The 24,932-nt window shown below is 68.8% G+C and carries 19 protein-coding genes; 11 read left to right on the forward strand and 8 right to left on the reverse strand.

Annotation, left to right across the window (positions count from 1 at the left end):
* Positions 1-2 precede the first annotated feature (2 nt).
* Positions 3-1,598, reverse strand: a complete 1,596-nt coding sequence (locus tag ACQ5DX_RS08505) for an oleate hydratase (RefSeq protein ID WP_430332214.1) — start codon at positions 1,596-1,598, stop codon at positions 3-5.
* Between the two features lie 232 nt (positions 1,599-1,830).
* Here ACQ5DX_RS08505 and ACQ5DX_RS08510 point away from each other — a divergent pair, with 232 nt between their 5' ends.
* Positions 1,831-2,652, forward strand: a complete 822-nt coding sequence (locus ACQ5DX_RS08510) for a pentapeptide repeat-containing protein (protein ID WP_430332215.1) — start codon at positions 1,831-1,833, stop codon at positions 2,650-2,652.
* Positions 2,653-2,781: 129 nt separating this feature from the next.
* Here the strand turns inward: ACQ5DX_RS08510 and ACQ5DX_RS08515 are convergent, their stop codons facing one another.
* A complete protein-coding gene (locus ACQ5DX_RS08515) occupies positions 2,782-3,102 on the reverse strand; it encodes a hypothetical protein (RefSeq protein ID WP_430332216.1) in 321 nt (106 codons plus the stop codon).
* A gap of 138 nt (positions 3,103-3,240) precedes the next feature.
* The gene (locus tag ACQ5DX_RS08520; RefSeq protein WP_430332217.1) at positions 3,241-4,257 is read right to left on the reverse strand and encodes an iron-siderophore ABC transporter substrate-binding protein; all 1,017 of its coding nucleotides are present in this window, start codon (positions 4,255-4,257) and stop codon (positions 3,241-3,243) included.
* Positions 4,258-4,497: 240 nt separating this feature from the next.
* On the opposite strand from ACQ5DX_RS08520, the gene ACQ5DX_RS08525 reads away from it, so the two are divergent.
* From ACQ5DX_RS08525 to ACQ5DX_RS08535, 3 genes are all read left to right on the forward strand, one after another.
* The gene (locus ACQ5DX_RS08525) at positions 4,498-5,781 is read left to right on the forward strand and encodes a hypothetical protein (protein ID WP_430332218.1); all 1,284 of its coding nucleotides are present in this window, start codon (positions 4,498-4,500) and stop codon (positions 5,779-5,781) included.
* A complete protein-coding gene (locus ACQ5DX_RS08530; protein WP_430332219.1) occupies positions 5,781-7,175 on the forward strand; it encodes a lipase family protein in 1,395 nt (464 codons plus the stop codon). The genes ACQ5DX_RS08525 and ACQ5DX_RS08530 overlap by 1 nt, the downstream gene beginning before the upstream one ends.
* A gap of 251 nt (positions 7,176-7,426) precedes the next feature.
* Positions 7,427-9,694 carry an MMPL family transporter gene (locus ACQ5DX_RS08535; RefSeq protein WP_430332220.1) on the forward strand — a complete coding sequence of 756 codons (2,268 nt, stop codon included), beginning with the start codon at positions 7,427-7,429 and terminating at the stop codon, positions 9,692-9,694.
* A gap of 91 nt (positions 9,695-9,785) precedes the next feature.
* Here the strand turns inward: ACQ5DX_RS08535 and ACQ5DX_RS08540 are convergent, their stop codons facing one another.
* From ACQ5DX_RS08540 to ACQ5DX_RS08550, 3 genes are all read right to left on the reverse strand, one after another.
* A complete protein-coding gene (locus ACQ5DX_RS08540; protein WP_430332221.1) occupies positions 9,786-11,891 on the reverse strand; it encodes a 3-hydroxyacyl-CoA dehydrogenase NAD-binding domain-containing protein in 2,106 nt (701 codons plus the stop codon).
* Positions 11,892-13,118 carry a thiolase family protein gene (locus ACQ5DX_RS08545; protein ID WP_430332222.1) on the reverse strand — a complete coding sequence of 409 codons (1,227 nt, stop codon included), beginning with the start codon at positions 13,116-13,118 and terminating at the stop codon, positions 11,892-11,894. It lies immediately after the preceding gene.
* A 121-nt stretch (positions 13,119-13,239) separates the two neighbouring features.
* Positions 13,240-14,484: an HRDC domain-containing protein gene (locus ACQ5DX_RS08550; RefSeq protein WP_430332223.1), complete on the reverse strand. Its 1,245-nt coding sequence runs from the start codon at positions 14,482-14,484 to the stop codon at positions 13,240-13,242.
* Between the two features lie 161 nt (positions 14,485-14,645).
* On the opposite strand from ACQ5DX_RS08550, the gene ACQ5DX_RS08555 reads away from it, so the two are divergent.
* The gene (locus ACQ5DX_RS08555; protein ID WP_430332224.1) at positions 14,646-15,497 is read left to right on the forward strand and encodes an alpha/beta fold hydrolase; all 852 of its coding nucleotides are present in this window, start codon (positions 14,646-14,648) and stop codon (positions 15,495-15,497) included.
* Here the strand turns inward: ACQ5DX_RS08555 and ACQ5DX_RS08560 are convergent.
* Positions 15,442-16,869: a WS/DGAT/MGAT family O-acyltransferase gene (locus ACQ5DX_RS08560; protein WP_430332225.1), complete on the reverse strand. Its 1,428-nt coding sequence runs from the start codon at positions 16,867-16,869 to the stop codon at positions 15,442-15,444. The two genes, ACQ5DX_RS08555 and ACQ5DX_RS08560, sit on opposite strands and share 56 nt — an antisense overlap.
* 68 nt (positions 16,870-16,937) lie before the next feature.
* Between ACQ5DX_RS08560 and ACQ5DX_RS08565 the strand changes: the two genes are divergently transcribed.
* Positions 16,938-18,212, forward strand: coding sequence for an alpha/beta hydrolase fold domain-containing protein (locus tag ACQ5DX_RS08565; RefSeq protein WP_430332226.1), 1,275 nt, complete (start codon positions 16,938-16,940; stop codon positions 18,210-18,212).
* On the opposite strand, the gene ACQ5DX_RS08570 is transcribed toward ACQ5DX_RS08565, so the two are convergent.
* The gene (locus ACQ5DX_RS08570) at positions 18,209-18,802 is read right to left on the reverse strand and encodes a DUF3000 domain-containing protein (RefSeq protein ID WP_430332227.1); all 594 of its coding nucleotides are present in this window, start codon (positions 18,800-18,802) and stop codon (positions 18,209-18,211) included. The genes ACQ5DX_RS08565 and ACQ5DX_RS08570 overlap by 4 nt on opposite strands.
* A 117-nt stretch (positions 18,803-18,919) precedes the next feature.
* Between ACQ5DX_RS08570 and hemE the strand changes: the two genes are divergently transcribed.
* The 5 genes from hemE to ACQ5DX_RS08595 all read left to right on the forward strand — a co-directional run bounded on the left by hemE (position 18,920) and on the right by ACQ5DX_RS08595 (position 24,904).
* Positions 18,920-19,987, forward strand: a complete 1,068-nt coding sequence (gene hemE / locus ACQ5DX_RS08575) for a uroporphyrinogen decarboxylase (protein WP_430335589.1) — start codon at positions 18,920-18,922, stop codon at positions 19,985-19,987.
* A complete protein-coding gene (locus ACQ5DX_RS08580) occupies positions 19,984-21,348 on the forward strand; it encodes a protoporphyrinogen oxidase (RefSeq protein WP_430332228.1) in 1,365 nt (454 codons plus the stop codon). Before hemE ends, ACQ5DX_RS08580 begins: the two co-directional genes overlap by 4 nt.
* Positions 21,349-21,352: 4 nt before the next feature.
* Positions 21,353-22,048, forward strand: a complete 696-nt coding sequence (gene hemQ, locus ACQ5DX_RS08585; RefSeq protein ID WP_430332229.1) for a hydrogen peroxide-dependent heme synthase — start codon at positions 21,353-21,355, stop codon at positions 22,046-22,048.
* Positions 22,049-22,170: 122 nt separating this feature from the next.
* Positions 22,171-22,590: a hypothetical protein gene (locus ACQ5DX_RS08590; protein WP_430332230.1), complete on the forward strand. Its 420-nt coding sequence runs from the start codon at positions 22,171-22,173 to the stop codon at positions 22,588-22,590.
* Positions 22,591-22,639: 49 nt separating this feature from the next.
* On the forward strand, positions 22,640-24,904 hold the full coding sequence (locus tag ACQ5DX_RS08595) for a molybdopterin guanine dinucleotide-containing S/N-oxide reductase (protein WP_430335590.1): 2,265 nt from the start codon (positions 22,640-22,642) through the stop codon (positions 24,902-24,904).
* The last annotated feature ends 28 nt before the right edge of the window (positions 24,905-24,932 follow it).

Genomic DNA, 24,932 nt, shown 5'->3' on the forward strand with positions numbered 1-24,932 from the left:
TCCTAGCGGAACGCCGCTTCGAGCGCCTTGACCCCGACCTTCGGGTCGAGCAGCCCGTGGTAGATCGGCGGGATCGGCTTGTCGACGGCGAAGAGGCTGTAGACGGCGTGCATCGCGCCGTGCACCGAGTACTCGACGGTGAACACGACGTCCTCGGGCAGGTTCGTGAACTGCCCGAGGAAGGCGAAGTTCTCGGCGCCGTCGGGCACGACCTTCGGGCGGTCCTCGGGGACACGGCGACTGAAGAGCGCCGACGCGTACGGCATCATCACCGTCGTCACGTCGGTGGTGGCCAGGGCTTCGTCGAGCATGTCCTCGAACCCGTACTGGTGGATCAGCTCGGTGAGGATCTCCTTGCCGGTGGCGTGGGACATCTTCTTCTTGACGTAGTCGCCGTCGTTGTCGATGTCGAAGCCGTACCCCCACAGCGTGTAGATGCCCTTCGGTTGGGCGGGGAAGTGGGGCTGGTAGGGGATCACCGTGGACAGGTGCCAACCAGATTCGAACCAGGTCGACAGTGCACCGGTTCCGGGTTCGTTGCCGGTGTACTCGGTGATGCGGCGCAGGAGGTCGTCGGTGCGCATCGTGAGCGTGAACGATTCCCACTTGTTCTCGTCGATGTTGCCGTAGAAGGTATTGGGCCGCCCGAAGTCCGGGGCCTTCTTGGCGATCTCCTCCCACAGTGACCAGCCGTGGTCGACGCGGTCGCGGATCAGCGCCGGCACGTCGTCGTTTCCGCCGTATGTCGAGTCCGAGGTGATGGAGCCGAGCGTGACGAACGCGTAGTCGTGCTCGCCCAGTTCGATCGTGGAGCGCCCGTCCGGGCCGTCGACGTGCAATCGCCGCGCCCGCCGCGGCTGTCCGGCCTGCGCGAAGTCGACGTCGACCACCCGGGTCGCGAACCGGACGTCGACGGCCCGGGCCCACATCCACCGTTGCAGTGGCACGACCATCGAGTCGTACTGGTTGTAGACGGTGCGCCGGACCCCGGACAGCGTGTGGATGCGCGGGAACTCCTGGACGAATCGCAGGAAGTACCGGCGTAGTTCGGCCGCCGAATGCCACTTCTGGAACGCGAACGTGGTGCGCCACATCTGCCAGAAGTTGGTGGTGAAGAAGTGCTCACCGAAGATCTCGTCGATCCGCCGGGCACCGAGCGCGTGTTCGGGAAGGCCGAGCAGTCGCATCATCTCGAGCCGGTCGCGGTTGTCGAGTCCCAGCTTCGAGGCGTCGATGATGTTGTGACGTGCATCGATCAGTCGCGCCTTGTCGTTCGTCTTGATCTTCGCGTTGAAATCCAGGATCTCCTGGTGGACGCTGATGTCGGGGTTCTCGAGTGACGGGATCGACTCGAACAGGTTCCACGTGCACTGGTAGGCCTCCTCCTCGAGCATCCGTCCGCCCCGGGTGACCCAGCCGTCGGTGACGGCGGGGGACCGGGCGCCGTCGAGCGAACCGCCTTCGACGTCGAGTTCCTCGAGGATGTGCACGTTCTCGCCGGGCATCCCGGCATCGCGGATTGCGAAGGCCGCAGCGGCCATTCCAGCGATGCCGCCGCCGACGATCCAGAGGTGGGCCTGTTTCGGGTCGAAGCTCATGGGGTTCCTCCCACCGCGGCGGCACCCCGACACCACACGCCCGAGCGACGCCGGGTGCCGCGGTTTGCGGCGTCGCGAGGACCCACGACCAGTGTCGGCCCGTGCGTTCGCGGTCGTCAACCGATGATGTTGTGCGGCAACCGATTTGTGACTGCCGTCCGAAACGTACGGAATTGATTGGCTGCAGGCGGTGCCCGTCGGGCAGGATGGTTGCGATCAGTGGGAGGTCTCGGTGTCGGAACCGGTTGTCAGCGTGTCGTCCGAACTCGTCTCGGACTGCTCGAGCTGTTTCGGCCTGTGCTGCGTCGCGCTGCCGTTCGCGGCGTCGAGCGACTTCGCGGTCGACAAGGACGGCGGGACGCCGTGCCGGAATCTGCTCGCGGACTTTCGGTGCGGCATCCACACCCAGCTGCGGGAGCGCGGTTTCCCGGGTTGCACCGTGTACGACTGTTTCGGTGCGGGCCAGAAGGTGTCGCAGGTGACGTTCGGCGGTCGCGACTGGCGCGCCGCCCCCGACACCGCCCGCCCGATGTTCGATGTCTTTCCGGTGATGCGCCAGCTGCACGAACTGCTGTGGTACATCGACGAGTCGCTGCGGATCGGTGCCGCGGCGCGCCTGCACGACGACCTCGCGCGGCTGCGGGCGGAGACCGTCGCGCTCACCGAGTCCGACGCCACGGTGCTCGCCGGCCTCGACGTCGCGGGGCACCGGGAGCGGGTCAACGTGCTGCTGCTCGAGACGAGCGAGCTGGCGCGGGCGGCGGCGCCCGGGCGTCGGCGCAATCATCGCGGCGCGGACCTGATGGGTGCCAAGCTCTCCGGCAAGGACCTGCGCGGGGCGAACCTGCGCGGCGCCTGGTTGATCGGCGCCGACCTGCGGAAGGCGGACCTGCGGACCGCGGACCTCATCGGTGCCGATCTGCGCGGCGCCGACCTTGGCGGCGCGGACCTGTCGGAGGCGTTGTTCCTCACGCAGTTCCAGGTGAACGCCGCGCGCGGCGACGGCCGGACCCGGCTGCCGTCGGTGTTGTCGCGACCCCTGCACTGGGCGTAGACCGCCGGCCGGTGACGGTCGGTCGGCGTCGGGACCGGCCCGCACTCTTCGTTGCACGTGGTCGTTGCCGAATGGAAACAGGTGTCGCCGATGGCTCGGATGGGCTGCATCCCGCTGGGCCACCGGCTGTCAGGACCGCAATCTTCGGTCGTGAACCACGGTGACCAGCAGCGTCGGTAGCCCGTTGACCAGGACGAGTACGGTCACGGCGATCGCGATGCTCAGACCAGGTCGCGAATTCCACAGCGCGCCGGGGATCGCGAGGGCGCCGACAATGCTCGCCAACCATCCGGCGGTGTGGAGGAGACGAGCGACCTGCGATGGACTGACCGGATCCCGCGTCCAGACTGTCAGCCACAGTGGTCGGCCGCGGTCGTCGCCGACCGGACGACAGGAACCGGCGACGTGGAACACGATACCGAGTAGTGCGGCGCAGATTCCGATCAGCACATTGCCCCCTTTGGTTGATCGAACTGCCGCGACCGTACACCGAGGATCAGCCGCCGACGCCCGACCGGGACCGCCGGTACCGGCCGTGGCCGGATCGTGCGCTCACGACCCGGTCGAGCACCGAGGCGCAGTCGGCCGTCAAGCGGCCTTCTTCGCGGCCTCCGACAGCTGCGGGGTGATCTGGTCGAGCACCCACGGGGTGGCGACGACGCCCGTGCGGCTCAGGCCGGCAACGATCTTGGTGTCGGACAGGGGCACCGCGCTCCCGCGCTTGACGGCGCCGAGCGAGGTGTAGGTGGGGTTCTTGCTCGCCTCGGCGTCGTCCGAGACGAACACTACGACGACGTCCGCGCCCACCTCGTTGATTCGCTCGGCGGAGATGCTGGCGAAGAAGCTGTCGGGATCGCTTTCGGTCGCGATCTTCTCGACGCCGGGCGAGTCGACGAAACCGAGCTGGGTGAGGACCTGTACGCGCGGATCGGTCGGCTTGTAGACGTTGACTTGGCCGTTCGTGGTGTCGAGGTTGATCACCGAGAGCGTCTTGCCGGCGAACTCGGGGTGGGCGGCCGCGGTCTCGGCGAGCATCGTGTTCATGCCGTCGATCAGCTCGGTGGCCTCGTCGGCCTTGCCCATCGCCTTGCCGACGAGCGTGGTCTGGTCCTGCCACGTCGTCTGCCACGCCTTGCCGGGGTACGCGACGGTGGGGGCGAGGCTGGACAGCTGACCGTACGCGGCCTGATCGAAGCCCTCGTAGGGTGCCAGGATCGCGTCGGGCGCGAGGGCGGCGATCGCCTCGACAGGGGTGGACGAGGTGGTGTCGAGGAGTGTGGTCTTGCTCGCGTCGAACTTGTCCGACAGCCACGGCATGACGCCGTTCTCGTCGGCACCGTAGGAGTTCTTCGGCATGCCCACCGGGGTGCCGCCGAGGGCGTAGACGATGTCCTCCGCGTTCCAGCCGAGCGTGACGATCCGCTGGGGCTCGGACTCAATGGTCGTGGAGCCGAACGTGTTCGCGATCGTCACCGGGAAAGCGCCGTCCGACGACGACGCTGCCGTGGCGTCCGAGTCGGTCGACGAGCACGACGCCAGCAGTGCCGTGGCGCTGAGGGCTACGACGGCCGTCGCAACCTTGCGGCGGGTGGTGAGAGCGAACACGGAGCACTCCTTCGGAGACGATTGCAAGGTGAGCCTAACCTACGCATCCGGGGCTCCTCGAGCGAGGTGCTCAGGGGTGCCCGGCGGTATCGAGTGGGGCGAGCGTCCTGTTTGTCGCAATCCACAAGTGACCGGTGGCGATATAGACGATTTCCTACAAATCGAGACGGGTCGGTCAGTATCGTCTGGCGGGATCGAGCATGTCGGGGTGGCCATTTCCGAGTGAGCCGTGGGGGCGACATGAGTGCTGGATTGAGGGAACGCTGGACTGCGCGTGCGTCGATCGCGGGTGTGGTGGGGGTGCTGGCGGCAACGGCGATCACGATCGGGGGAGCGGTGTCGACACCGGCGGTCGCGTCCGAGTCGGGCATCGACCAGTACCTGAACCTGCCGATGATCAACCGCGACGCGGCGAACGGCCCCGGCGGGGTGAATCCGGCCTTGCCGACCGATCACGCCGAGCTCACCCGACTCGTCGATGAGGCCCGAGCGAGCGGCGTCGCGCCACACGAGTACCAGGCGCTGCTGTTCCAATACTGGCTGGTCGAGGCCACCGACGCCGCCGGGATCGACCTGGCCTGTTGGGACCCGCGGGCGGGGGTGGCGGCGAACCGGGACAACCTGATCAAGTCGTACCGGTACTACGAGGACCTGCAGCTCGCGCGCCGCGAACTGCAATGGGCGGGAATGGGCGGCATGGTCGGGGCCGACTTCGGCGGCGGTCTCATCGACTTCGAACTCGTCACCGACGTCTACGGTCTCCCGCAGATCCAGCAGTCCGCGCGGGCCGTCGTCGGGGCCGTCGCGGACGCCGCCGGCCCGGGAATGGTCGACTCGCTCCCCGAGGGGCTACGGGCGTTGGCGGAGGCTGGGAGTGAAATCACCAGCGAGGACCTGCATTTCATCCTGGGAATGATCCTGGTGATGCAGAAGAACATCTTCTCGGACCTGATGCCGATGCACCGCGCCTACGTCACTGCGGGGCTCCCCGCCCTCGAGGAGATGCAGCGCGCGGGGCTGTTCGGCGACGACATCATGACGGCGTGGCGGGATGTCGCGTCGAACGATCCGGATCGGATCGCGCGGGGCAACGCTGCGCTGCTGCAGCGTGAGCAGGGTGTGATCATTCGGGAGCAGTGGGACACCGTGCGGAACTACAAGGGCACCGTCGGCCAGGCGGTTACGTATCTGTCCACGGTGGCCGGCTCGCCGTCCGTTGCCGGTGTACTGCCGCCGCGCTCGTTCGAGCCGATCGAGATCAGCACGCGCCTGCCCGACGGGCGCACGGCCACGCTGACCAGTCCGCTGCCGGCCTGGAATTGGTCGGTCTACGACGATCGATGGGACTACATCACCACCCAGCTCCTGCCGAAGTACAAGGACATGGTCGAAAACAATTGGGCGCAGCTCGAATCCGAGCTGCGGGTGCCTTACGAGACGCAACTCGAAACGCACCGACCGCTGTTCAGCATTCCCCAGATCATGCAGGCTGCGATGAGCAACACGAGAGTGACGGTGTCGTGATGGCTGCCGCGATCCGTCGTTGTCTCCGTCCTGTGGTCACGCGATTCCTGTGCTGTGCTGTGGCGGCGACCGCGGCGACGACGGCCGCCGCTGGGGCCGTGGCCGCCGAATCGTCGTCCGGGTCGTCGTCGGCGCACGATCGGACCGCGGTGCGGACTCCCGGCCTGGACGAGGTGTTCAACGGATTCGTCGTCGGCGCACTCGACGACGGGACGTCGGCTACCGGCGCCGAGGCATTCAGGGCGTTGACGGCGCACGACCCGTTCTACGACGAACCCCCGCTGACCGGGACGGAACGACCGGGCACGATGCTCGAGATCAAGCCGGTCGACGTGATGTTCCTCGGCTACCGACCGGGCAGGATCGACGCGTACAAGATCATGTACGTGACGACCGGCCTCGACGGGACCACACCCGAGGTCAGCACCGGCATCGTGATGATCCCCGTCGACGGCACGCCCGCGTCGACCAAGAAGGTGATCAGCTATCAGGAGGCCAACGACAGCGTCGGTGCCTACTGCCATCCGAGTACGCAATGGACAGGCAAGAATCCGCTCGACGGCTCCGCCTGGTCGGCGCTCGGACCGCTGGCATTGATGTTCGGCAAGGGCTACGCGGTCGTCATCTCCGACGTCGGCAACGACAGCGATCGTGCCCCGCACGGAGTGTTCGCCGGTAGGTACGCCGGCCACGCCCAACTGGACGCGGTCCGCGCCGCCCTGTCGGCCCCGAGCACAAGGCTCAGTGCGCACGCCCCGATCTCGTTGTTCGGCATCGCAGGCGGCGGCGTCGGTGCCGGCTTCGCGGCCGAGGCGCACGCGCAGTACGCGCCGGAGTTGAACGTCCGGTCCACCGTCCTCGAGGGCATGGTGGTCAACCAGCGGAACTTCATGCGCTCGGCCGACAGTTCCATCGGTTCCGGGTTCGCCTTCGCCACCCTGCTCGGTCTGGAGGCGAAGTATCCGGAGATGCGAATCGACGAGAAGCTGAACCCCGTCGGCAAGGCGCTGGCCCATGCGTACCGAACGCAGTGTCAGACACCGGCGTACTTCACGGCGCCGTTCGTTCCCCTCGAGACGCTGTTCGTCGGCGGACGGAGCCCGGCCGACATTCCCGAGTTCCAGCACGTCTACGACGACAACCTCCTCGGGACCGAGGCTCCGAAGTCCAAGGTCCTCGTCACGTCGTGCGCGAAGGACGACTCGCCGATGTCCCTTGTGCCGGCACAGGATTCGCGCGACCTCGTAGCCAGGTACCGGGCCGGTGGCACCGATGTCACGTACGCGCCGAGTGACTGCTCCATGTCGCGGATGCTCACCGACCTCTACGGATGGGGCACCGACCTGTTCGGCATGCAGACCATCGACTGGATCGAACGGAGCTTCGCCGAATGAGCCATATGAAGGGAAGGGGGTGACTGCCGTGGTCGACGCCGCCCTCACCGGGAGCAGCTACATGCTCTCGTTCGGACCGGTTGCTTTTCTCGAAGCCGTCGGACGCGTCTTCGGTAGCTGACCGAGGTTCTCGGTTGCCCCCCGCGGCGCACCGTCGGACCGTGTTGCGACGGTCTGCGCTCGATACGGCGATGGGGCAGCCGCTTTCGTTCACAGTCTGCGCTGATCGTCGGGCGCTGAGGAGTCGATACGTGTTTGCTCGCTGGGGAGATCTCGTTTATCGGGCCCGCTTCACCGTCATCGCGGTGATGGTGGCCGGACTGTTGGCGCTGGGCGCCTACGGTTCCGGTCTCGGGCCACACCTCAGTCAGAGTGGATTGGAGGATCCGGGGTCGGAGTCCGTGGCCGCCGCGAGACTGACGGACAGCACGTTCGGCCGTGACACGACGGGCGATGTCGTCGCGATGTACACCGCGCCCGAGGGCGCAACGGTCGACGATCCGGCGTTCGGCGCGAAGGTGTCCGACAGCCTGCAACGGCTGTTGGCCGAGCACCCCGACCAGGTTGCGAAGGTCAACGTGAGCTACTTCGCGCTGCCGAACACTCCGCGCCTACCCGCACTCGCCGACAAGGAGAAACAGCACGCGATAGTCAGCGTCGCGCTGCGGGGCGACAACGACACCGCGATCACGAACAACTTCCGGGAGATCCGGGACGCGTTCGCCATCGACGGAGTCGAGGTGCAGCTCGCCGGCATGCAGCCGGTGGCCAGCGCGATCAACGACACGATCGCGAGCGACATCCATCGGATGGAGATCCTCGCGATCCCAGCGGTCGCGGTGCTGTTGTTCTTCGTCTTCGGCGGCGTCATCGCCGCGGCGCTGCCACTGATCGTCGGCGGTCTGACGATTCTGAGCGCCAACGGCATCGTGCGCATCTTCACGCACTTCACCGACGTCAACTCGTTCGTCGTCTCGGTCGTCTCGCTGATCGGTTTGGGTCTGGCGATCGACTACGGCCTGTTCATCGTGAGCCGCTTCCGCGAGGAACTCGGCGACGGCTACGACACTCGCGCGGCCGTCCGCCGGACAGTGATGACGGCGGGCCGGACCGTGCTCTTCTCGGCGACCATGATCACCGCGAGTCTCGGTGGACTCCTGCTGTTCCCGCAGGGCTTCCTGAAATCGATGGCGTACGGCGCGATCGCGACGGTGTTGTTGGCGGCGTTCACGTCGGTGACGGTGCTGCCGGCGATCCTCGGCATCCTGGGCCGTCGGATCGACAAGTTCGGGCTCGAGCGGTTCGGCCAGATCAAGTCGACCGAACAGATCGAGGCCGGCATGTGGGGGAGGCTGACGCGCTGGGTGATGCGCAACCCGCTCAAGGTGACGATCCCGATCGTGATCGGGCTGCTGCTGCTGATGATCCCGCTGACGGGCATCAAGTTCGGTGGGATCAACGAGGAGTATCTGCCGACGGACAACCCGACCCGGGTGGCGCAGGAGCAGTTCGACGAGCTGTTCCCGGGCCAGCGCACCGAGCCGGTCAAGCTGGTGGTCACCGGTGCCGAGGGCGCGCAGGTGGGCCAGATCATCAAGACCGCGAACGAGGCCCCCGGCCTGGTCGAGAAGTTCACGCTCACCGGCCCCGCGAAGGACGGCGTCCAGGTCGTCAAGGCCGGCCTGGTCGATCGCAACGACTCCGCCGCGACCATCGACTACCTGCGGTCGATGGACGTCCCCGACGGCGTCCAGGTCCTGGTCGGCGGTACGCCCGCGATCGAACGGGACAGCATCGATGCGTTGCTCGACAACCTCCCGCTGATGGTGGTCACGGTCGTGGCCCTGACGACCTTGTTGATGTTCCTGGCGTTCGGGTCGCTCGTGCTGCCGATCAAGGCGGTGCTGATGAGCGCGTTGGGCCTGGGCGCGACGCTCGGCATCCTGACGTGGATCTTCATCGACGGCCTCGGCGCCGGCATGTTGGACTTCACCCCGGGGCCGATCACGTCGCCGATGCTGGTGCTGATCGTGGCGATCATCTACGGCCTGTCGATCGACTACGAGGTGTTCCTGCTCTCCCGCATGGTCGAGGCCAGATCCCAGGGCGCCAGCACCCCCGAGGCCATCCGGATCGGCACCGCCCATACGGGCCGGATCATCACGGCGGCCGCTCTGATCCTGATCGTCGTCACCGGCGCGTTCGGATTCTCCGATCTCGTGATGATGAAGTACATCGCCTACGGCATGATCGCGGCGCTGATCATCGACGCGACGCTGATCCGGATGTTCCTGGTGCCCGCGGTGATGACTCTCCTCGGCGACGACTGCTGGTGGGCACCGGCGTGGATGAAACGGATCCAGCAGAAGATCGGGCTGGGTGAGTCGGTCCTCGAGTGCGAACAGGTGGAGGACGACGAGCCCGATCCCGCGGCCGTCGACACGGCCGTCGCCGCGGATTCCTCGGAGCCGGAAGCCGGCCGGGCCCGGGAGCCGCTCTCGGAGGATGCAGTCTCCTGACGGGTAGTCCGTCCCAGTGAAGTCGCAGTGAAAAGGAGCGCGCCCCCCGGATTCCGGGGACGCGCTCCTTTCACGGATCGACGGGGTCGCGCTAGACGCTCGCGACGCCCTTGGCCAGGAACGTCTTGCCGTTCACGGCCTCCGACGTGCCGCTGCGGTCCAGGTACGGAGTGATGCCGCCGTTCCAGAAGCCGAAACCGCCGCCCAGGATCAGGCACAGATCGATGTCCTCGGGGCCGGCGACGACGCCCTCCTCGAGCATGATCCGGATCTCCTCGGCGAACGCGCGACGGGTGCGCTCGAGCACCTCCTCCGCGGTCGACGGCTGGTCACCCTGCTGCCACAGCGCCGCGACCTCGGGGTCGACGACCTGGCCCTTATCGGTCCAGGTCCACACGCCGGGCTTGCGGGCCTCGACGATCGCCTCGAGCCCCGGCGACGGCTTGAACCGCTCCGGGTAGGCGGCGTTGAGCGTCTCACCGGTGTGCAGCGCGATGGCCGGACCCACCAGGGCGAGCAGCGTGAACGGCGTCATCGGCATGCCGAGTTCGGCGATCGCGTTGTCGGCGACATCGAACGGGGTGCCCTCGTCCACCGCGTTCATGACCTCGCCGAGGGCGCGGATGAGCAGTCGGTTGAACACGAAGCCCGGCAGGTCGGCGGAGCCGACGGCCGACTTCCTGAGCGCCTTCGCGGTGGCGAATGCCGTTGCGAGGGTGGCATCGTCGGTCTGCTCGCCCTTGATGACCTCGAGCAGAGGAAGCACGGCCACGGGGTTGAAGAAGTGGAAGCCCACCACCCGCTCGGGGTGCTTCAGGTCCGCGGCCATCTCGGTGATCGACAGCGACGAGGTGTTGGTCGCCAGCACCGTCTCGGGGGAGATGTGCTCCTCGAGTTCGGCGAAGACGTTCTTCTTGACGTCCATGTTCTCGAAGACGGCCTCGATGACGAAGTCGGTCTTCGCGAACGCGGCCTTGTCGAGCGAGCCGGTGACGAGCGCCTTGAGACGGTTCGCGCCGTCGGGCGACAGGCGGCCCTTGGCGAGCAGCTTGTCGATCTCGCCGTGGACGTAGCCGACGCCCTTGTCGATGCGCTCCTGGTCGATGTCGGTGAGGATCACCGGCACCTTGAGCTGCTTGACGAACAGCATCGCGAGCTGGCTGGCCATCAGGCCCGCGCCGACGATGCCGACGCCGGTGATCTTGCGCGCCAACGACTTGTCGGGCGCGCCCGCCGGCCGCTTGGCCCGCTTGTTCACCAGGTCGAAGGCGTACAGGCCCGCGCGCAGCTCGTCGGTCATGAGCAGGTCTGCCAGTGCGTCGTCCTCGGCCGCGAAGCCCGCGTCGAGGGACGTCGAATCGGTGAGGTCGGTGGTGCGGGCCAGCTCGAGCAGTTCGACCGTGCGCTCCGCGCCGGGCGCGTTGTTCTTGGTCTTGCCCTCGACGATCGCCTTGGCGCGGGCGATGGCCTCGTCCCAGCCGGCGCCGCGGTCGATTTCGGGGCGGGCCGGGGTGATGTCCCCGGCGAGAACCTTCGCGGCCCACGCGAGGGACTGCTCGATGAAGTCGGCCGAGCCGAGCACGACGTCGGCGATCCCGAGCTCGAGCGCCTTCTTCGAGTTGATGACCTTGCCGTTGTTGAGCGGGTTCTCCACCGCGACGGTGACCGCGTTGGACGGCCCGATCAGGTTGGGCAGCAACTGCGTTCCACCCCAGCCGGGGACCAGACCGAGCATCGCCTCGGGCAGGCCCAGCGCACCGACGTTGTCCGCGTAGGTGCGGTAGTGGCAGTGCAGCCCCACCTCGAGGCCGCCGCCGAGCGCGACGCCGTTGACGAACGCGAACGTCGGCACCTCGGACTCACGCAGGCGGCGGAACACCTTGTGGCCCAGACGGCCGAGCTCGAGGCCCTGCTCGCGGGAGGAGATCGACGGGACGCCCTTGAGGTCGGCGCCGGCCGCGAAGATGAACGGCTTGCCGGTGACCGCGATCGCGGCCGGCTTGGCGGCGAAGGCCTCGTCGAGCGCCTTGTCGAACGCCAGCAGACCACGCGGACCGAAGGAGTTCGGCTTGGTGTGGTCGAAGCCGTTGTCGAGCGTGATCAGTGCGACCGGCCCGTCGATGCCGGGAACCGAGACCAGCTTGGTGTACGCGTTCGTCACGACCTCGTCGGCGAAAGCGTTTGCGATGTCGGTCATTTACTTGGCTCCCGCTTCGTACGCTGCGTAGTCCTTGTGATTCGGGTTCTCCCAGATGACGCTGCCGCCCATGCCGAGTCCGATGCACATGGTGGTCAGGCCGTAGCGGACGCCCGGGTTCTGCGCGAACTGGCGCGACAGCTGCGTCATGAGACGCACGCCGGACGACGCGAGCGGGTGCCCGCACGCGATGGCGCCGCCCCACTGGTTGACGCGGGGGTCGTCGTCGGCGATGCCGAAGTGCTCGAGGAACGCCAGCACCTGCACCGCGAACGCCTCGTTGATCTCGAACAGTCCGATGTCGTCGATCGACAGACCGGTGCGCGCGAGCAGCTTCTCGGTGGCCGGCACCGGGCCGATGCCCATGACGGCGGGGTCGACGCCCTGGAAGGCGAAGCCGACCATGCGCATCCCGATCGGCAGGCCCAGCTCGGTGGCGGTGTCCTCGCCCGCGAGGATTGCGGCGGTGGCGCCGTCGTTGAGGCCCGCAGCGTTACCGGCGGTGATGCGGCCGGCGGGACGGAACGGGGTCTTGAGCTTGGCGAGATCCTCGAGCGTGGTGCCCGGGCGGGGCGGCTCGTCCTCGGTGGCCAGGCCCCAGCCCGCCTCGGAGCGGGTCGCGACCGGGACGAGGGTGTCGGCGATGTAGCCGGCCTTCTTGGCGGCCTCGTACTTGTTCTGCGACGTGACGGCGTAGGCGTCGGTGCGCTCCTTGGTGATCGACGGGAACCGGTCGTGCAGGTTCTCGGCGGTGTTGCCCATCACCAGCGCGCTCGGGTCGACCAGGCGGTCGGCGAGGAAGCGCGGGTTCGGGTCGGCGCCCTGGCCCATCGGGTGGTGGCCCATGTGCTCGACGCCGCCCGCGATGACGACGTCGTACTGGCCGAAGCCGATGCCCGACGCGGTGGTGGTGACGGCGGTCATCGCGCCGGCGCACATGCGGTCGATCGCGAAGCCGGGAACCGTCTCGGGCAGGCCCGCGAGGATCGCGGACGTGCGGCCGATGGTCAGACCCTGGTCGCCGGTCTGTGTGGTCGCGGCGATTGCGACCTCGTCGACCCGCGCCGGATCGAGCTGAGGGTTGCGGCGCAGCAACTCGCGAATGGCCTTGACGACCAGGTCGTCGGCGCGGGTCTCGGCGTAGATGCCCTTCGGGCCGGCCTTGCCGAACGGCGTGCGGATGCCGTCGACGAAGACGACATTTCTCTGATTAGCGGAAGCAGCCACGCTGGATTCCTCCTGGCGGGAGTGATGCGGTCACTGCGGGTGCGATGACCCGACACGCACCACTGTAGCGCTAATTACTCGCCGGTAACATACGAGGCCCGGGTTGGGGAGTTTCCGCTGATCAGGGCTCTGTGCGAACGGCCTGCGTGAGGACGGGCACGGTCAGTTCGCGCTGCCACGGACGCGCGCCGGCCCGCGTGAGTGCGGCGTCGATCGCCGCCGCCGTCTCGGCGTCGGAGGCGGACGCGGGAGCCGGTGGCTCCCAGCACACCCGCCGCACGAGTTCCGGGCTCAGCAGGTTCTCGACCGGCACGTGGACCCGCTCGCTCAGGTCAGCAATGCCCGCCTTCGCCGCAGCCAGGCGGGCGGCGGCCTCGGGGTCGCGCCGGGCCCAGCGGCTCGGCGGCGGCGGGCCGGTGAACGGCTGGGTGACCGGCGGGAGTTCGCTCTGGGGAAGCGTGCGGGCGCGCTCGAGCGCCGAGAGCCACAACCGCGACGACCGGCGCTGCCGCGGTCCGCCGAAGACCGGCAGTGCCTGCAGCGTGTCGATGCTCTTGGGGTCGGCACTCGCGGCCGCCACGATCGCCGAGTCGGGCAGGATCCGGCTGGGCGAGATGTCGCGCTTACGGGCCACCTCGTCGCGCGCGGTCCACAGTTCACGCACGGCGGCGAGCTGGCGGGGGCTCTTCAGGCTGTGGATCTGCGACGTGCGACGCCACCGATCGGACTTGGGCTGCGGCGGCCCGGCGAGCCGGACGTGCTCGAACTCCTGCTCGGCCCACTCGGTCTTGCCCTGCGCGGCAAGTTCCTTCGCCATCTCGGCGCGCAACTCGAGGAGCACCTCGACGTCCAGGGCCGCGTAGTTGAGCCACGCATCGGGCAGGGGGCGCGTGGACCAGTCGGCGGCGCCGTGGCCCTTGCGGAGCTCCAGCCCGAGGGTGCGTTCGACGATCGCCGCCAGTCCGACCCGCTCGAAGCCGGCCAGACGTCCGGCAAGCTCGGTGTCGAACAGCCGCGCGGGCGCGAGTTCGAGCTCGGCCAGGCACGGCAGGTCCTGGTCGGCCGAGTGCAGCACCCATTCGAGGTCGTTGATCGCCTCCCGGAGCGGCGCGAGGTCCTCGGCCGTCGGGATCGGATCGAGCAGGAACGAGCCCGACCCGGCGCGGCGCAGCTGGACCAGATAGGCGCGCGACGAGTAACGGAAACCCGACGCGCGTTCGGCGTCGACCGCGAGGGGGCCGCTGCCCGCTGCAAGTCGCTCCGCGGCGTCACGCACTCCCGCGGCCGTCTCGATCACCGGCGGAACACCGTCGGCCGGGACCAGGAGGGGAACGGGGGCGGACGCAGGCTCGGGGGTAACTGGCATAGGGGGCAACTTTACTGGTGGCGATCGGGTGTGGGCGCGATCTTGCGTTGACAACTGGGTGATTTCCGGCAATTGTGTCAAATGTTGGACAAGTGACCAAGACCACAGTGCGGCCCACTGGGTCGCCGTCTCGGCCACCGAAACGGATATGGGGGGAATCGATGCTCAACCTCGCAGCCGCCGTGGCGCCCGTCGGCGCGGTCCCGGTCGGAACGATGGTGGACCTGCCCGGTCGGGGATCGACGTACGTCATCGACACCGGCGACTCCGTCGAGCACGACGGCAAGCCGACGCTCGTGCTCCTGCACGCGCTGGCCTGTACCGGCACGCTGACGTGGTACCCGGTGATCGAGAGGCTCGCCCGGAAATCGCGGGTGGTGATCCTCGACCAGCGGTGGCACGGGCGGGGGATCCGGTCACCCCGGTTTACCCTCGAGGACTGCGCCGACGACGTCGTCGCCCTCGCCGACGTGTTGGGCATCGACCGGGTGGTGCCGGTCGGGTATTCGATGGGCTCGCTCGTCTCGCAGTTGGTCTGGAAGCGGCACCGCGACCGGGTGGCCGGCCTGGTCCTCTGCGCGGGCGCGGCCCACTTCAAGCGGAATTCGCGTGAGCGCGTCGCGCTCGAGTCGCTGAGCGCCGGACTGGGAGCGCTCAAGCCGCGCCCCGGGCCCGTCCCGGTCGGCAGTCCCCGCCTCGGCGGTGACCGGGTGTGGGCGTACTCGCAGTTCCGGGAAACCAGTTACGGCGCGATCGGCCGGGCCACCGCCGAGATCGGCAAGTTCGACTCGACCGCGTGGGTGGGCGACATCGACGTCCCGACCGCTGTCGTGGTGCCCACGCGCGACATGATCATCCCGCCGCGGCGCCAGCGCTGGCTCGCCCGCCAGATCGCCGGCGCCGCGACGTACGAGGTGGACTGCGGTCACTCGTCGTGCGTCATGAACGCGGGACCGTTCACCGAGGGGCTGCTGGCTGCTTCTTCTTCCGTGCTTGCGCGCGTGCGGCCTTGACCAGCTCGGCCAGCGCCTCGGGGAACGCGTCCGCGAGACCCCAGAGGTGCGGAGCGAGTTCCTTGCACGAGACGAGGCCCACGTCGACCCGGTCCTCCAGCGACATCACTGTCACGTTGAGGCCGGCGCCGTGGAACACCGGTCCGAGCGGATACATCTGCGTGATGCGCGCGCCGAGGAAGTACAGCGGCATCGGCGGACCCGGCACGTTCGAGACCACCAGGTTGTGCACCACGGGGTGACGCTCGGCCAGCTTCAGCTTGGAGTACACCCGCATCGCGCTGCCGAACGTCGCCGGCGCCGCGAACTGTGCCCAGTCCTGTAGCAGGGTCGCGCCCAGCGCCTCGTTGTGGTGATCCTTGTTGATCGCGTTCCGTTCGGCGACGGTGTGCAGCCGTTCGACCGGGTCGGCGACGTCGGTGCCGAGCTGGGTGAACATGACCGAGATCTGATTGGTGCCGGGGCGATCGGACTTGTCGTGGACGGAGACCGGCACGGTCGCGACCAGCGAGGTGTCGGGCAGCTCGTCGCGGTCCTCGAGGTACCTGCGGAGCGCACCGGCGCACAAGGTCAGCACGACGTCGTTGACCTTGACTCCGAACGCGTTCTTGACGAGCTTGACGTCGGCGAGGCTCAGCTCCGTGTACGCGATGGTCCGGCGGCCGGTGATCGCACCGTTGAAGGACGTGCGCGGTGCGGTGAACGGGGTCGGCATCGCCTCGCCCTTGCGGGCCCGCCCGATCCAGCGGGGGAGCAGCGTGACGCTGTCGGGGATCAACTTGGCCATCTTGAGCGGTCGCGACGCGAACTCCATCAGTCCGTTGACGGCGATGTCGAGCGAGCTCGCCCGACCGGCGCCCTCGGGAAGCTGATCGAATTCGGGTCGGGGGGCGTCGGGCTCGAGGCCGCAGAGCTGGGACATGAGATTCGAGCCGGTGACGCCGTCGACGTTCGCGTGGTGCATCTTCGACATCACCGCGACGGATCCGTCCTCGAGGCCCTCGATGACGAACATCTCCCAGAGCGGACGCGAGCGATCCATCGGCTGGCTCGCGATGGAGCTGCACAGCTCCGACAGCTCGTCGCGGCCGCCCGGCGCGGGGACGGCGATCCGATGGAAGTGGCGCTCGATGTCGAAATCGGTGTCGTCGACCCACACCGGGTGGTCGAGGTTGAACCGGGTGTCCTTGAGGCGTCGCTTGAAACTCGGCATCGCCTTCACGCGAATCGCGAGTTCGTCGCGCAGTTTTGCGAAAGAATAGCCACCGGGGATTGTCGACCCGTCGAGGATGATCAGGCCGCACACGTGGAGCATCTGGGTGGGGGTCTCGAGGTAGAGGAAGCTGGCATCCATTCCACTTAATCTCTCCATGCAGCTAACTTAGAACCTGTTCTAGATTGACGTGGGCGATGTGACAAAAGTCATGCTTGAATGGGTGAATGGTGAACGGAAACAAGTTCCTGTTACGGCAATTGGCAAATGCGGCATTTACGGCGAATGCGCTACGACCGGTCCCCGGTATGCCGCTCTCGGTGCCGACGTTCCTGTCCGGTTGGCTCACCGCCGAGCTTGCTCCGCAGTTGCTCGCGGCCACCGTGGCCGACGCGGCAATCCACGTGGCGCGCCGGGGGATCCACACGCGCGCCGACGCCGCGGGACTGGCGGCAGCGGGGCTGTCCACCGCGGGGCTGGCCGCGGTGATCGCGGCCGGTCGCGGGGCGCGGTCGGAGGTCGAGTCGGCGCTGACGGCGGCGCTCGGGTCCGGGTACCGCTCCGTCGCGGGCCGCTCGACCCCCGTCGCCGGGGTCCCCTGGCGCCAGCTGGCGCTGCCGTTCCGGATGCGCCACGCCGACGTCGTGCGGGTTCCGAATCTCGCCTATGCGCCCGGTGGGGCCCGGTTCCGGGTCGACATCTACCACCGCCGCGACATCCCGGTGGGCGCGCCGATCCTCCTGCAGATCCACGGCGGTGGATGGGTCTTCGGCAGCAAGGACCACCAGGGGATCCCGCTGATGCTGGAGATGGCCTCGCGCGGGTGGGTGTGCGCCGCGATCAACTACCCGCTCTCCCCGAAAGCGGTGTGGCCGGCGCACCTGATCGCGATCAAGCGGGCGGTGGCGTGGCTGCGCGCGAACGCGGCGACCTACGGCGGCGATCCCGGGTTCGTCGCAGTCACCGGAGGATCGGCGGGTGGTCACCTGGCGGCGATGCTCGCGCTCACCGAGGGCGACCCGGCGCTGCAACCGGGGTTCGAGGACGCCGACACGTCGGTCCAGGCCTGCGCCCCGCACTACGGCGTCTACGACTTCGCCGGGGAGACGGGCATCAAGGCGACGCGTCAGCGGGTGGAATCCGGGTTGATGCCGATGGTGCTCGGCAAGAAGGCGAAGTACCCCGAGGACTACGAGGCGGCGTCGCCGCTGAACCGCCTGCGGCCCGACGCGCCGCCGTTCTTCGTCGTCCACGGAATCAGCGATTCGTTCATCCCGGTCGGCGAGGCACGCGAGTTCGTCCGGAGACTGCGGGAGGTGTCGGAGAATCCCGTCGCCTACGCGGAGCTGCGTGGGGCGCAGCACGCGTTCGACATCTTCCCGTCGATCCGCAGCACCGCGGTGGCGCAGGGCGTCGCCGACTTCCTCGACTGGACGCGGGCCCGCCACCGCGAGGCGCGCACCGCGCCGGGCGTCGACGTCTCCGTGGAAGGGGTGGGCTAACGCCCCCGTCGACCGAGCTTGGTCACACCGGCCGGCGGAAGTCCCGCGGCGTGCTCGAGTACATCGCAGAACGCCTCGACGTGCGAGGCCAGCGCCGTCGACGTCGCGGTCCACGAAGCCCGCAGCTCGAGTTGGTGCGCGTGCGGCGGGCCCGCGATGTCGCCGTACCGCACCGAACTGGTGGCGGTGACGGTGCCGCCCAGCGCGACGATCTCGTCGGCCTTCTCGTCGAGCGCGTCGACCAGCCAACTCCACGCCACCTCCGGGAGCAGCGGGTCGCCGGCGAGCGCGGGTTCGAGGTCGGCCTGGATGTATGCGACCAGTCGCATGGTGCCGTTCCACGCCTCGTCGCCGTCCGGGTCGTACAGCAGGATCAGGCGGCCGAACGCGTCCCCCTCGGAGAACACAGCATGCTCGTCGCCGGTGTCGGGGTGACGCACCTCGGCGCCGATCGCGTAGCTGTAGGGCGCGAGCCGCTGCGGCGGGCGGATCGGACCGAGTTCGATATCCGGGTGAACCGCAGCCGAGTTCATCGCGTCGACGGCGGCGCGGAACGGGGCGGGTTCGTTGGGTAATCCCGGGGTCGTCACACCGCGGACGTTAGACGCCACACCTGGTAGCGCGGTGGAGGCGCGCCGATTCTGCACCGGCGCCGCGTCATGGCAGCATGGAGCCCGATGAGCGGCTTGGAAGATACGAATGCAGGGATGACCGGGCGCGCCGAATACCCCGCTCGGCGGGTGCTCGACGACGCACCGTTGTTGGCGGCGGCCACCGGCCGTCCGGCGAAGCATCGACCCGTGTGGTTCATGCGTCAGGCCGGACGCTCGTTGCCGGAGTATCGGGAGATCCGGGCGGGGATCGGGATGCTCGAATCCTGCTTCGACCCGGAGCTGGTCTGCGAGATCACGATGCAGCCCGTGCGGCGGCACAAGGTCGACGCGGCGATCCTGTTCTCCGACATCGTCGTTCCACTCAAGGCGGCGGGCATCGACCTCGACATCGTCGCGGGCGTCGGCCCCGTCGTGGCGAATCCGGTCCGGACGACGGCCGACGTCGCCGCGCTGCCGCGGCTGGTGCCCGACGAGGTGGGCGCCGTGGCGCAGGCCGTGCGCCTGCTCACTACCGAGCTCGGCGACACGCCGCTGATCGGCTTCGCCGGCGCGCCGTTCACGCTCGCGTCGTACCTCGTCGAGGGCGGTCCGAGCCGCAACCACGAGCGCACCAAGGCGCTCATGCACGCCGACCCGGAGACGTGGCACACGCTCCTCGGCCGCATCACCGACATCACCATCGCGTTCCTGCAGGCGCAGTTGCACGCCGGCGTCGACGCGCTGCAGCTGTTCGACTCGTGGGCCGGTGCGCTGTCGCTGGCCGAGTACCGCGAGTTCGTGCTGCCGCACTCCGAGCGCGTGTTCATCGAGGTCGAGTCCGCCGGTGTTCCGCGCATCCACTTCGGTGTCGGTACCGGCGAGCTGCTCGGCGCGATGGGTGAGGCCGGCGCCGACGTCGTCGGCGTCGACTGGCGCATCCCGCTGGACGTGGCGGCGCGGCGGGTCGGACCGGGCAAGGGGCTGCAGGGCAACCTGGATCCGGCCGTGCTGTTCGCCGGCTGGGACGCGATCGAGAAGCAGGTACGTCGCATCTGCCGCGAGGCGGACCTCGCGCTGGCGGCCGGGGCGACGGGGCACATCTTCAACCTCGGGCACGGGGTTCTGCCGGAGACCGATCCCGCGGTCCTGACCGACGTCGTGGAGCTGGTGCATTCGCTGTGACCTCTCGGCGCGCGTCGGTAGCGGTCGTCGGCGGCGGAGTCGCCGGCCTGGTCGCGGCGTACCGGCTGCGCCGGCAGCTCGGTGACGACGCCGACATCACCGTCGTCGAGGCGGGTGCCCGGTTCGGCGGCAAACTGCGGACCGTGCCCCTCGGCGGCGGCCCGGTGGACGTCGGCGCCGAGGCGTTCATCGCCCGACGACCCGAGGTCGCGGAGCTGATCGTCGAGTTGGGCCTCGAGGACCAGCTGGTCCACCCGGCCGGCCGTCAGCCGCTCATCTGGTCGCAGGGTGCCCTGCATCCGCTGCCGACACGCACCCTGATGGGCATCCCGTCGGATCCGCAGTCGGTGGCCGGCCTCGTCGACGCCGACACCCTCGCCCGTATCGTCGCCGAACCGTCGGTGCCGTTCGAGTGGGATCCGGCGGCGGACACCGACGTCGCGTCGCTGGTGAGCGGCCGGTTCGGCGAGCAGGTGGTGCGCCGGAGCGTCGATCCGCTGCTCGGCGGCGTGTATTCGGGGCTGTCCGACTCGATCGGCGTGCGGGCCGCGCTGCCGACGCTCGCAGCCGCGCTCGACTCGGGTGCGACAAGCCTCACGGCCGCGGTGGCCGCGGCACTGCCGACACCGTCGCCCGGGCCCGTGTTCGGGACCCTGCGCGACGGCTACGGAGCGCTGCTCGAGGCGCTGCGCGCCGCCGCCCGCCCCCGCACGCTGCTCGACGCCGCCGCGACCGGACTGCGCCGCGACGGCGACGGCTGGTGGCTCGACCCGCTCGGCCACGTCGACGGTGTCGTCCTCGCGGTCCCCGCACCGGACATGGTGCGCCTGGTCGCGGATGCCGCGCCGCAGGTCGCCGATGCCGCGCGTGGGATCGAGCTCGCGTCGTCCGCGGTCGTGGCGCTCGCGCTGCCGGACGATGCGGGTGTCCCGGAGAACTCGGGCATCCTCGTCGCGACGGGGGAGTCGTTGGGCGCGAAGGCGTTCACGCTGTCGAGCCGCAAGTGGCCGCACCTCGCCGAGCGGAACGTGACGCTGGTGCGGGCGTCGTACGGACGGTTCGGGGACGCCGCCGTGGTGGACGCTCCCGACGCCGACCTGATCGCGATGGCGCGCGCCGACCTGGAGACGGTCACCGGTGTGCGATCCGAACCTGTGGACGTGTTCGTCCAGCGCTGGCACGGCGGCCTGCCGCAGTACGCGCCCGGCCACCTCGACCGGGTCGCCGCGATCGAGGACGCGGTCTCCGAGGTGGACGGGCTCGAGGTCGCGGGCGCCTACCTGCACGGGGTCGGGGTTCCGGCGTGCGTCGCCGCCGCGACGACGGCCGCGACACGGCTCTCCGCACGAGTGGCAGGATGAGGCCATGGCACGCCTCGATTTCGACAAGCTCAACTCCACCCTTCGTTACGCGATGTTCTCGGTCTTCCAGGCTCAGCCCGGCGTCCTCGGTGACGACCGCGCCGCCGCGGTGAAGAACGCGCAGGACTTCTTCGACTCCTTCGAGGACACCGACGTCGTGGTGCGCGGCATCTACGACGTCGCCGGTGTCCGCGCCGACGCCGACTTCATGATCTGGACGCACGCGGAGCGGCTCGAGGACCTGCAGAAGCTGTACGCGGACTTCCGTCGCACCACCGATCTCGGTCAGGCCAGCGACCCCGTGTGGTCCAACGTCGCGCTGCACCGGCCCGCCGAGTTCAACAAGAGCCACGTCCCGGCGTTCATCGCCGGTGAGGATCCGGGCAACTACCTCTGCGTGTACCCGTTCGTCCGCTCGTACGAGTGGTACCTGCTGCCGGATGCTGATCGTCGCAAGATGCTCGCCGATCACGGCAAGGCCGGGCGCGGCTACCCGGATGTGCGCGCCAACACGATTCCCGCATTCGCGCTCGGCGACTACGAGTGGATCCTCGCGTTCGAGGCTCCCGAGCTGGACCGCATCGTCGACCTGATGCGCGACCTGCGCGCCACCGAGGCCCGCATGCACGTCCGCGAGGAGACCCCGTTCTTCACCGGTCCTCGCGTCAGCGTCGAGCAGCTGGTCAACTCGCTGCCCTGATCCGACACGAAAACACCCCGCACCGGACAGGTGCGGGGTGTTTTCGTCTGTACCTCGACGCGAGGCGGGTCCGGCTTCGTATCCTGACCACACACTTGCGGGCCCACGAGAGGGGCATTGCGATGCAGAGTGCTCGACGGCTGCTCGGTGTGGGAGCTTTGACGGCCGGAGTTGTGGCAGGCCTCGCGGTGGGCCCTGTTCCGCAGGCGTCGGCCGCACCCACCGTGAATACCTTCCAGATTCCGCTCGTCACGCCCAACAGCATCTGGTCGTGCGGCCTTTCGCTCTACTGCACGTACCCCGTCACCGCGATAACGGGGGAGGCGCCCGGCACCGTCACGTTCCCTGTCCGGTCACCCGGAGCCCACATCAACTGGACCTACCGGATGGCCTGGAGAAATCTGGGAACCGGCGCCTCGGGGGTGCTGACAATTCCGTACAGCCAGTCAGTGAGCGTGTTCACTGGGGCGGGACTGGTGACCGCATCGATGACGAACGGTTCCGAGACGATCGCCGGCACGGGCGTGTTCTTCGTGCCCTGAGTCCCGCTGGCAAACTGAGGCCGTGAGTTCTGCGGGCCGGTACCAGCACATGGCGCACTGGGGCATGTTCGATGTCGAGTCCGCCGACGGCGACGTGCGCGCTGTGCATCCGTACTCCCGGGACGCCGATCCGTCTCCCATCCTGGGCAACCTGCCCGGATCGGTGCGGCACCGCTCGCGCATCACCGGGCCTGCGGTCCGGCGCGGGTGGCTCGAGCACGGCCCGGGCCCGTCCGACGTGCGCGGCGCCGACGAGTTCGTGTCGGTGTCGTGGGACGAGTTGCTCGACCTGCTCGCCCGAGAGCTGCGCCGGGTAGTCGACGAGCACGGCAACCGCGCGATCTTCGGCGGCTCCTACGGCTGGGCCAGCGCGGGCCGGTTCCACCACGCGCAGAGCCAGGTCCACCGGTTCCTCAACATGCTCGGCGGCTACACCCGCTCGGTGCACAGCTACTCGCTCGGCGCGACCGGCGTCATCATGCCGCGGGTCGTCGGAACGCACTGGAAGCTGTTCGCCCGCTCCACCAACTGGGACGTCATCGCCGACCACACGGATCTGATGGTGTGCTTCGGTGGAGTGCCGCTGAAGAACACGGCCGTCAACAGCGGCGGGACCAGCGAGCATCCCACCCGCGCCGCGCTGGATCGGCTGCGTGATCGCGGCGGCGAGGTGGTCTCGATCAGCCCGCTGCGCGACGATCTGCACGGCCGCTGCCAGTGGATAGCGCCAGTTCCCGGAACCGACGTCGCGATCATGCTGGGCCTCGCGTACGTGCTGGCGACCGAGGGGCTGCACGACAAGGACTTTCTCGAGCGGTACTGCGTCGGCTACGACCGTTTCGAGGGCTACCTGCTCGGCGCTGACGACGGCATCCCCAAGACCCCGGACTGGGCGTCGGCGCTGTCGGGGATGCCGGCCGACGACATCGTTGCGCTCGCCCGCCGCATGGCCGCCGGCCGCACGATGGTCACCGTCACATGGTCGCTGCAGCGCGTCCGCTACGGCGAGCAGGCGCCGTGGATGGGCGTCACGCTCGCATCGATGCTCGGCCAGATCGGCCTGCCCGGCGGCGGTTTCGGGCACGGCTACGGTTCCATGAACGAGCCCGGCCTGGCCCCGGTGCCGTACCCGCTCCCCACGCTGTTCCAGGGGACCAACCCGGTCGCGGACTTCATCCCGGTCGCGGCGATCGCGGATCTGCTGCTGCACCCGGGCGAGGAGTTCGACTACGACGGCCGACGCCTGACGTACCCGGACACCCGGCTGGTCTACTGGGCGGGCGGCAACCCGTTCCACCACCACCAGGACCTGGCCCGACTTCGCCGGGCACTGGCTCGGCCCGACACGATCGTCGTGCACGAGCCGTACTGGACTCCCATGGCCCGGCACGCCGACATCGTGGTCCCGTCCACCACCTCACTCGAGCGAAACGACCTGGCGTGCACCCGCAACGACCCGCTGCTGGTCGCGATGCAGCGGGCGGTGCCCCGGTACGCGGACGCCCGCGACGACTACGACAGCTTCTCGGCGCTCGCGTGCCGGTTGGGCTTCGGCGAGCGGTTCACCGAAGGGCGGTCGGCCCAGCAGTGGATCGAGCACCTGTACGAGCAGTGGCGTGGGTTCGTGCTCGCCGATGGGGGAGAGGCGCCCGAGTTCGACGAGTTCTGGCGGCGCGGGCACGTGCGCATGCGCACCGAGGACGGGCTGTCGCTGTTCTCCGAGTTCCGGAACGACCCGGAGAAGAGCCCGCTCACCACGCCGAGCGGCCGGATCGAGATCTTCTCCGCCGACATCGACGGCTTCGGCTACGCCGACTGCGCGGGCCATCCGCGGTGGTACGAGCCCGACGAGTGGCTGGGCGGTGAACGCGCGCAGCAGTTTCCGCTGCACCTGATCGCCAACCAGCCTCGGACTCGTCTGCACGGGCAACTCGACCACGGCGCAGCGAGTCAGGCGTCGAAAATCCGGGGGCGCGAACCGATCCGAGTGCACCCGGCCGACGCCGTCGCGCGCGGACTCGGGGCGGGGGAGGTGGTCCGGGTGTTCAACGACCGTGGATCGTGCCTCGCCGGCGTCGTGCTCGACGACGGGGTCCGGCCCGGGGTGGTGCAACTGTCGACGGGCGCCTGGTACGACCCGCTCGACCCGGCGGACCCCGACTCGATGTGTGTGCACGGCAACCCCAACGTCCTCACCGCCGACGTGGGTAGTTCGCGCCTGTCGCACGGTTGCACGGGGCAGCACGTCCTGGTGCAGATCGAGCGGTTCGAGGGGCCGCTGCCGCCGATCCGGGCGTTCGACCCGCCGATCTGACGTGTTCTGTTCGAACTAGAAGAAACGA

This window comes from Rhodococcus sp. ACT016 (assembly GCF_050477185.1).
In the GTDB taxonomy this organism is placed as follows: domain Bacteria; phylum Actinomycetota; class Actinomycetes; order Mycobacteriales; family Mycobacteriaceae; genus Prescottella.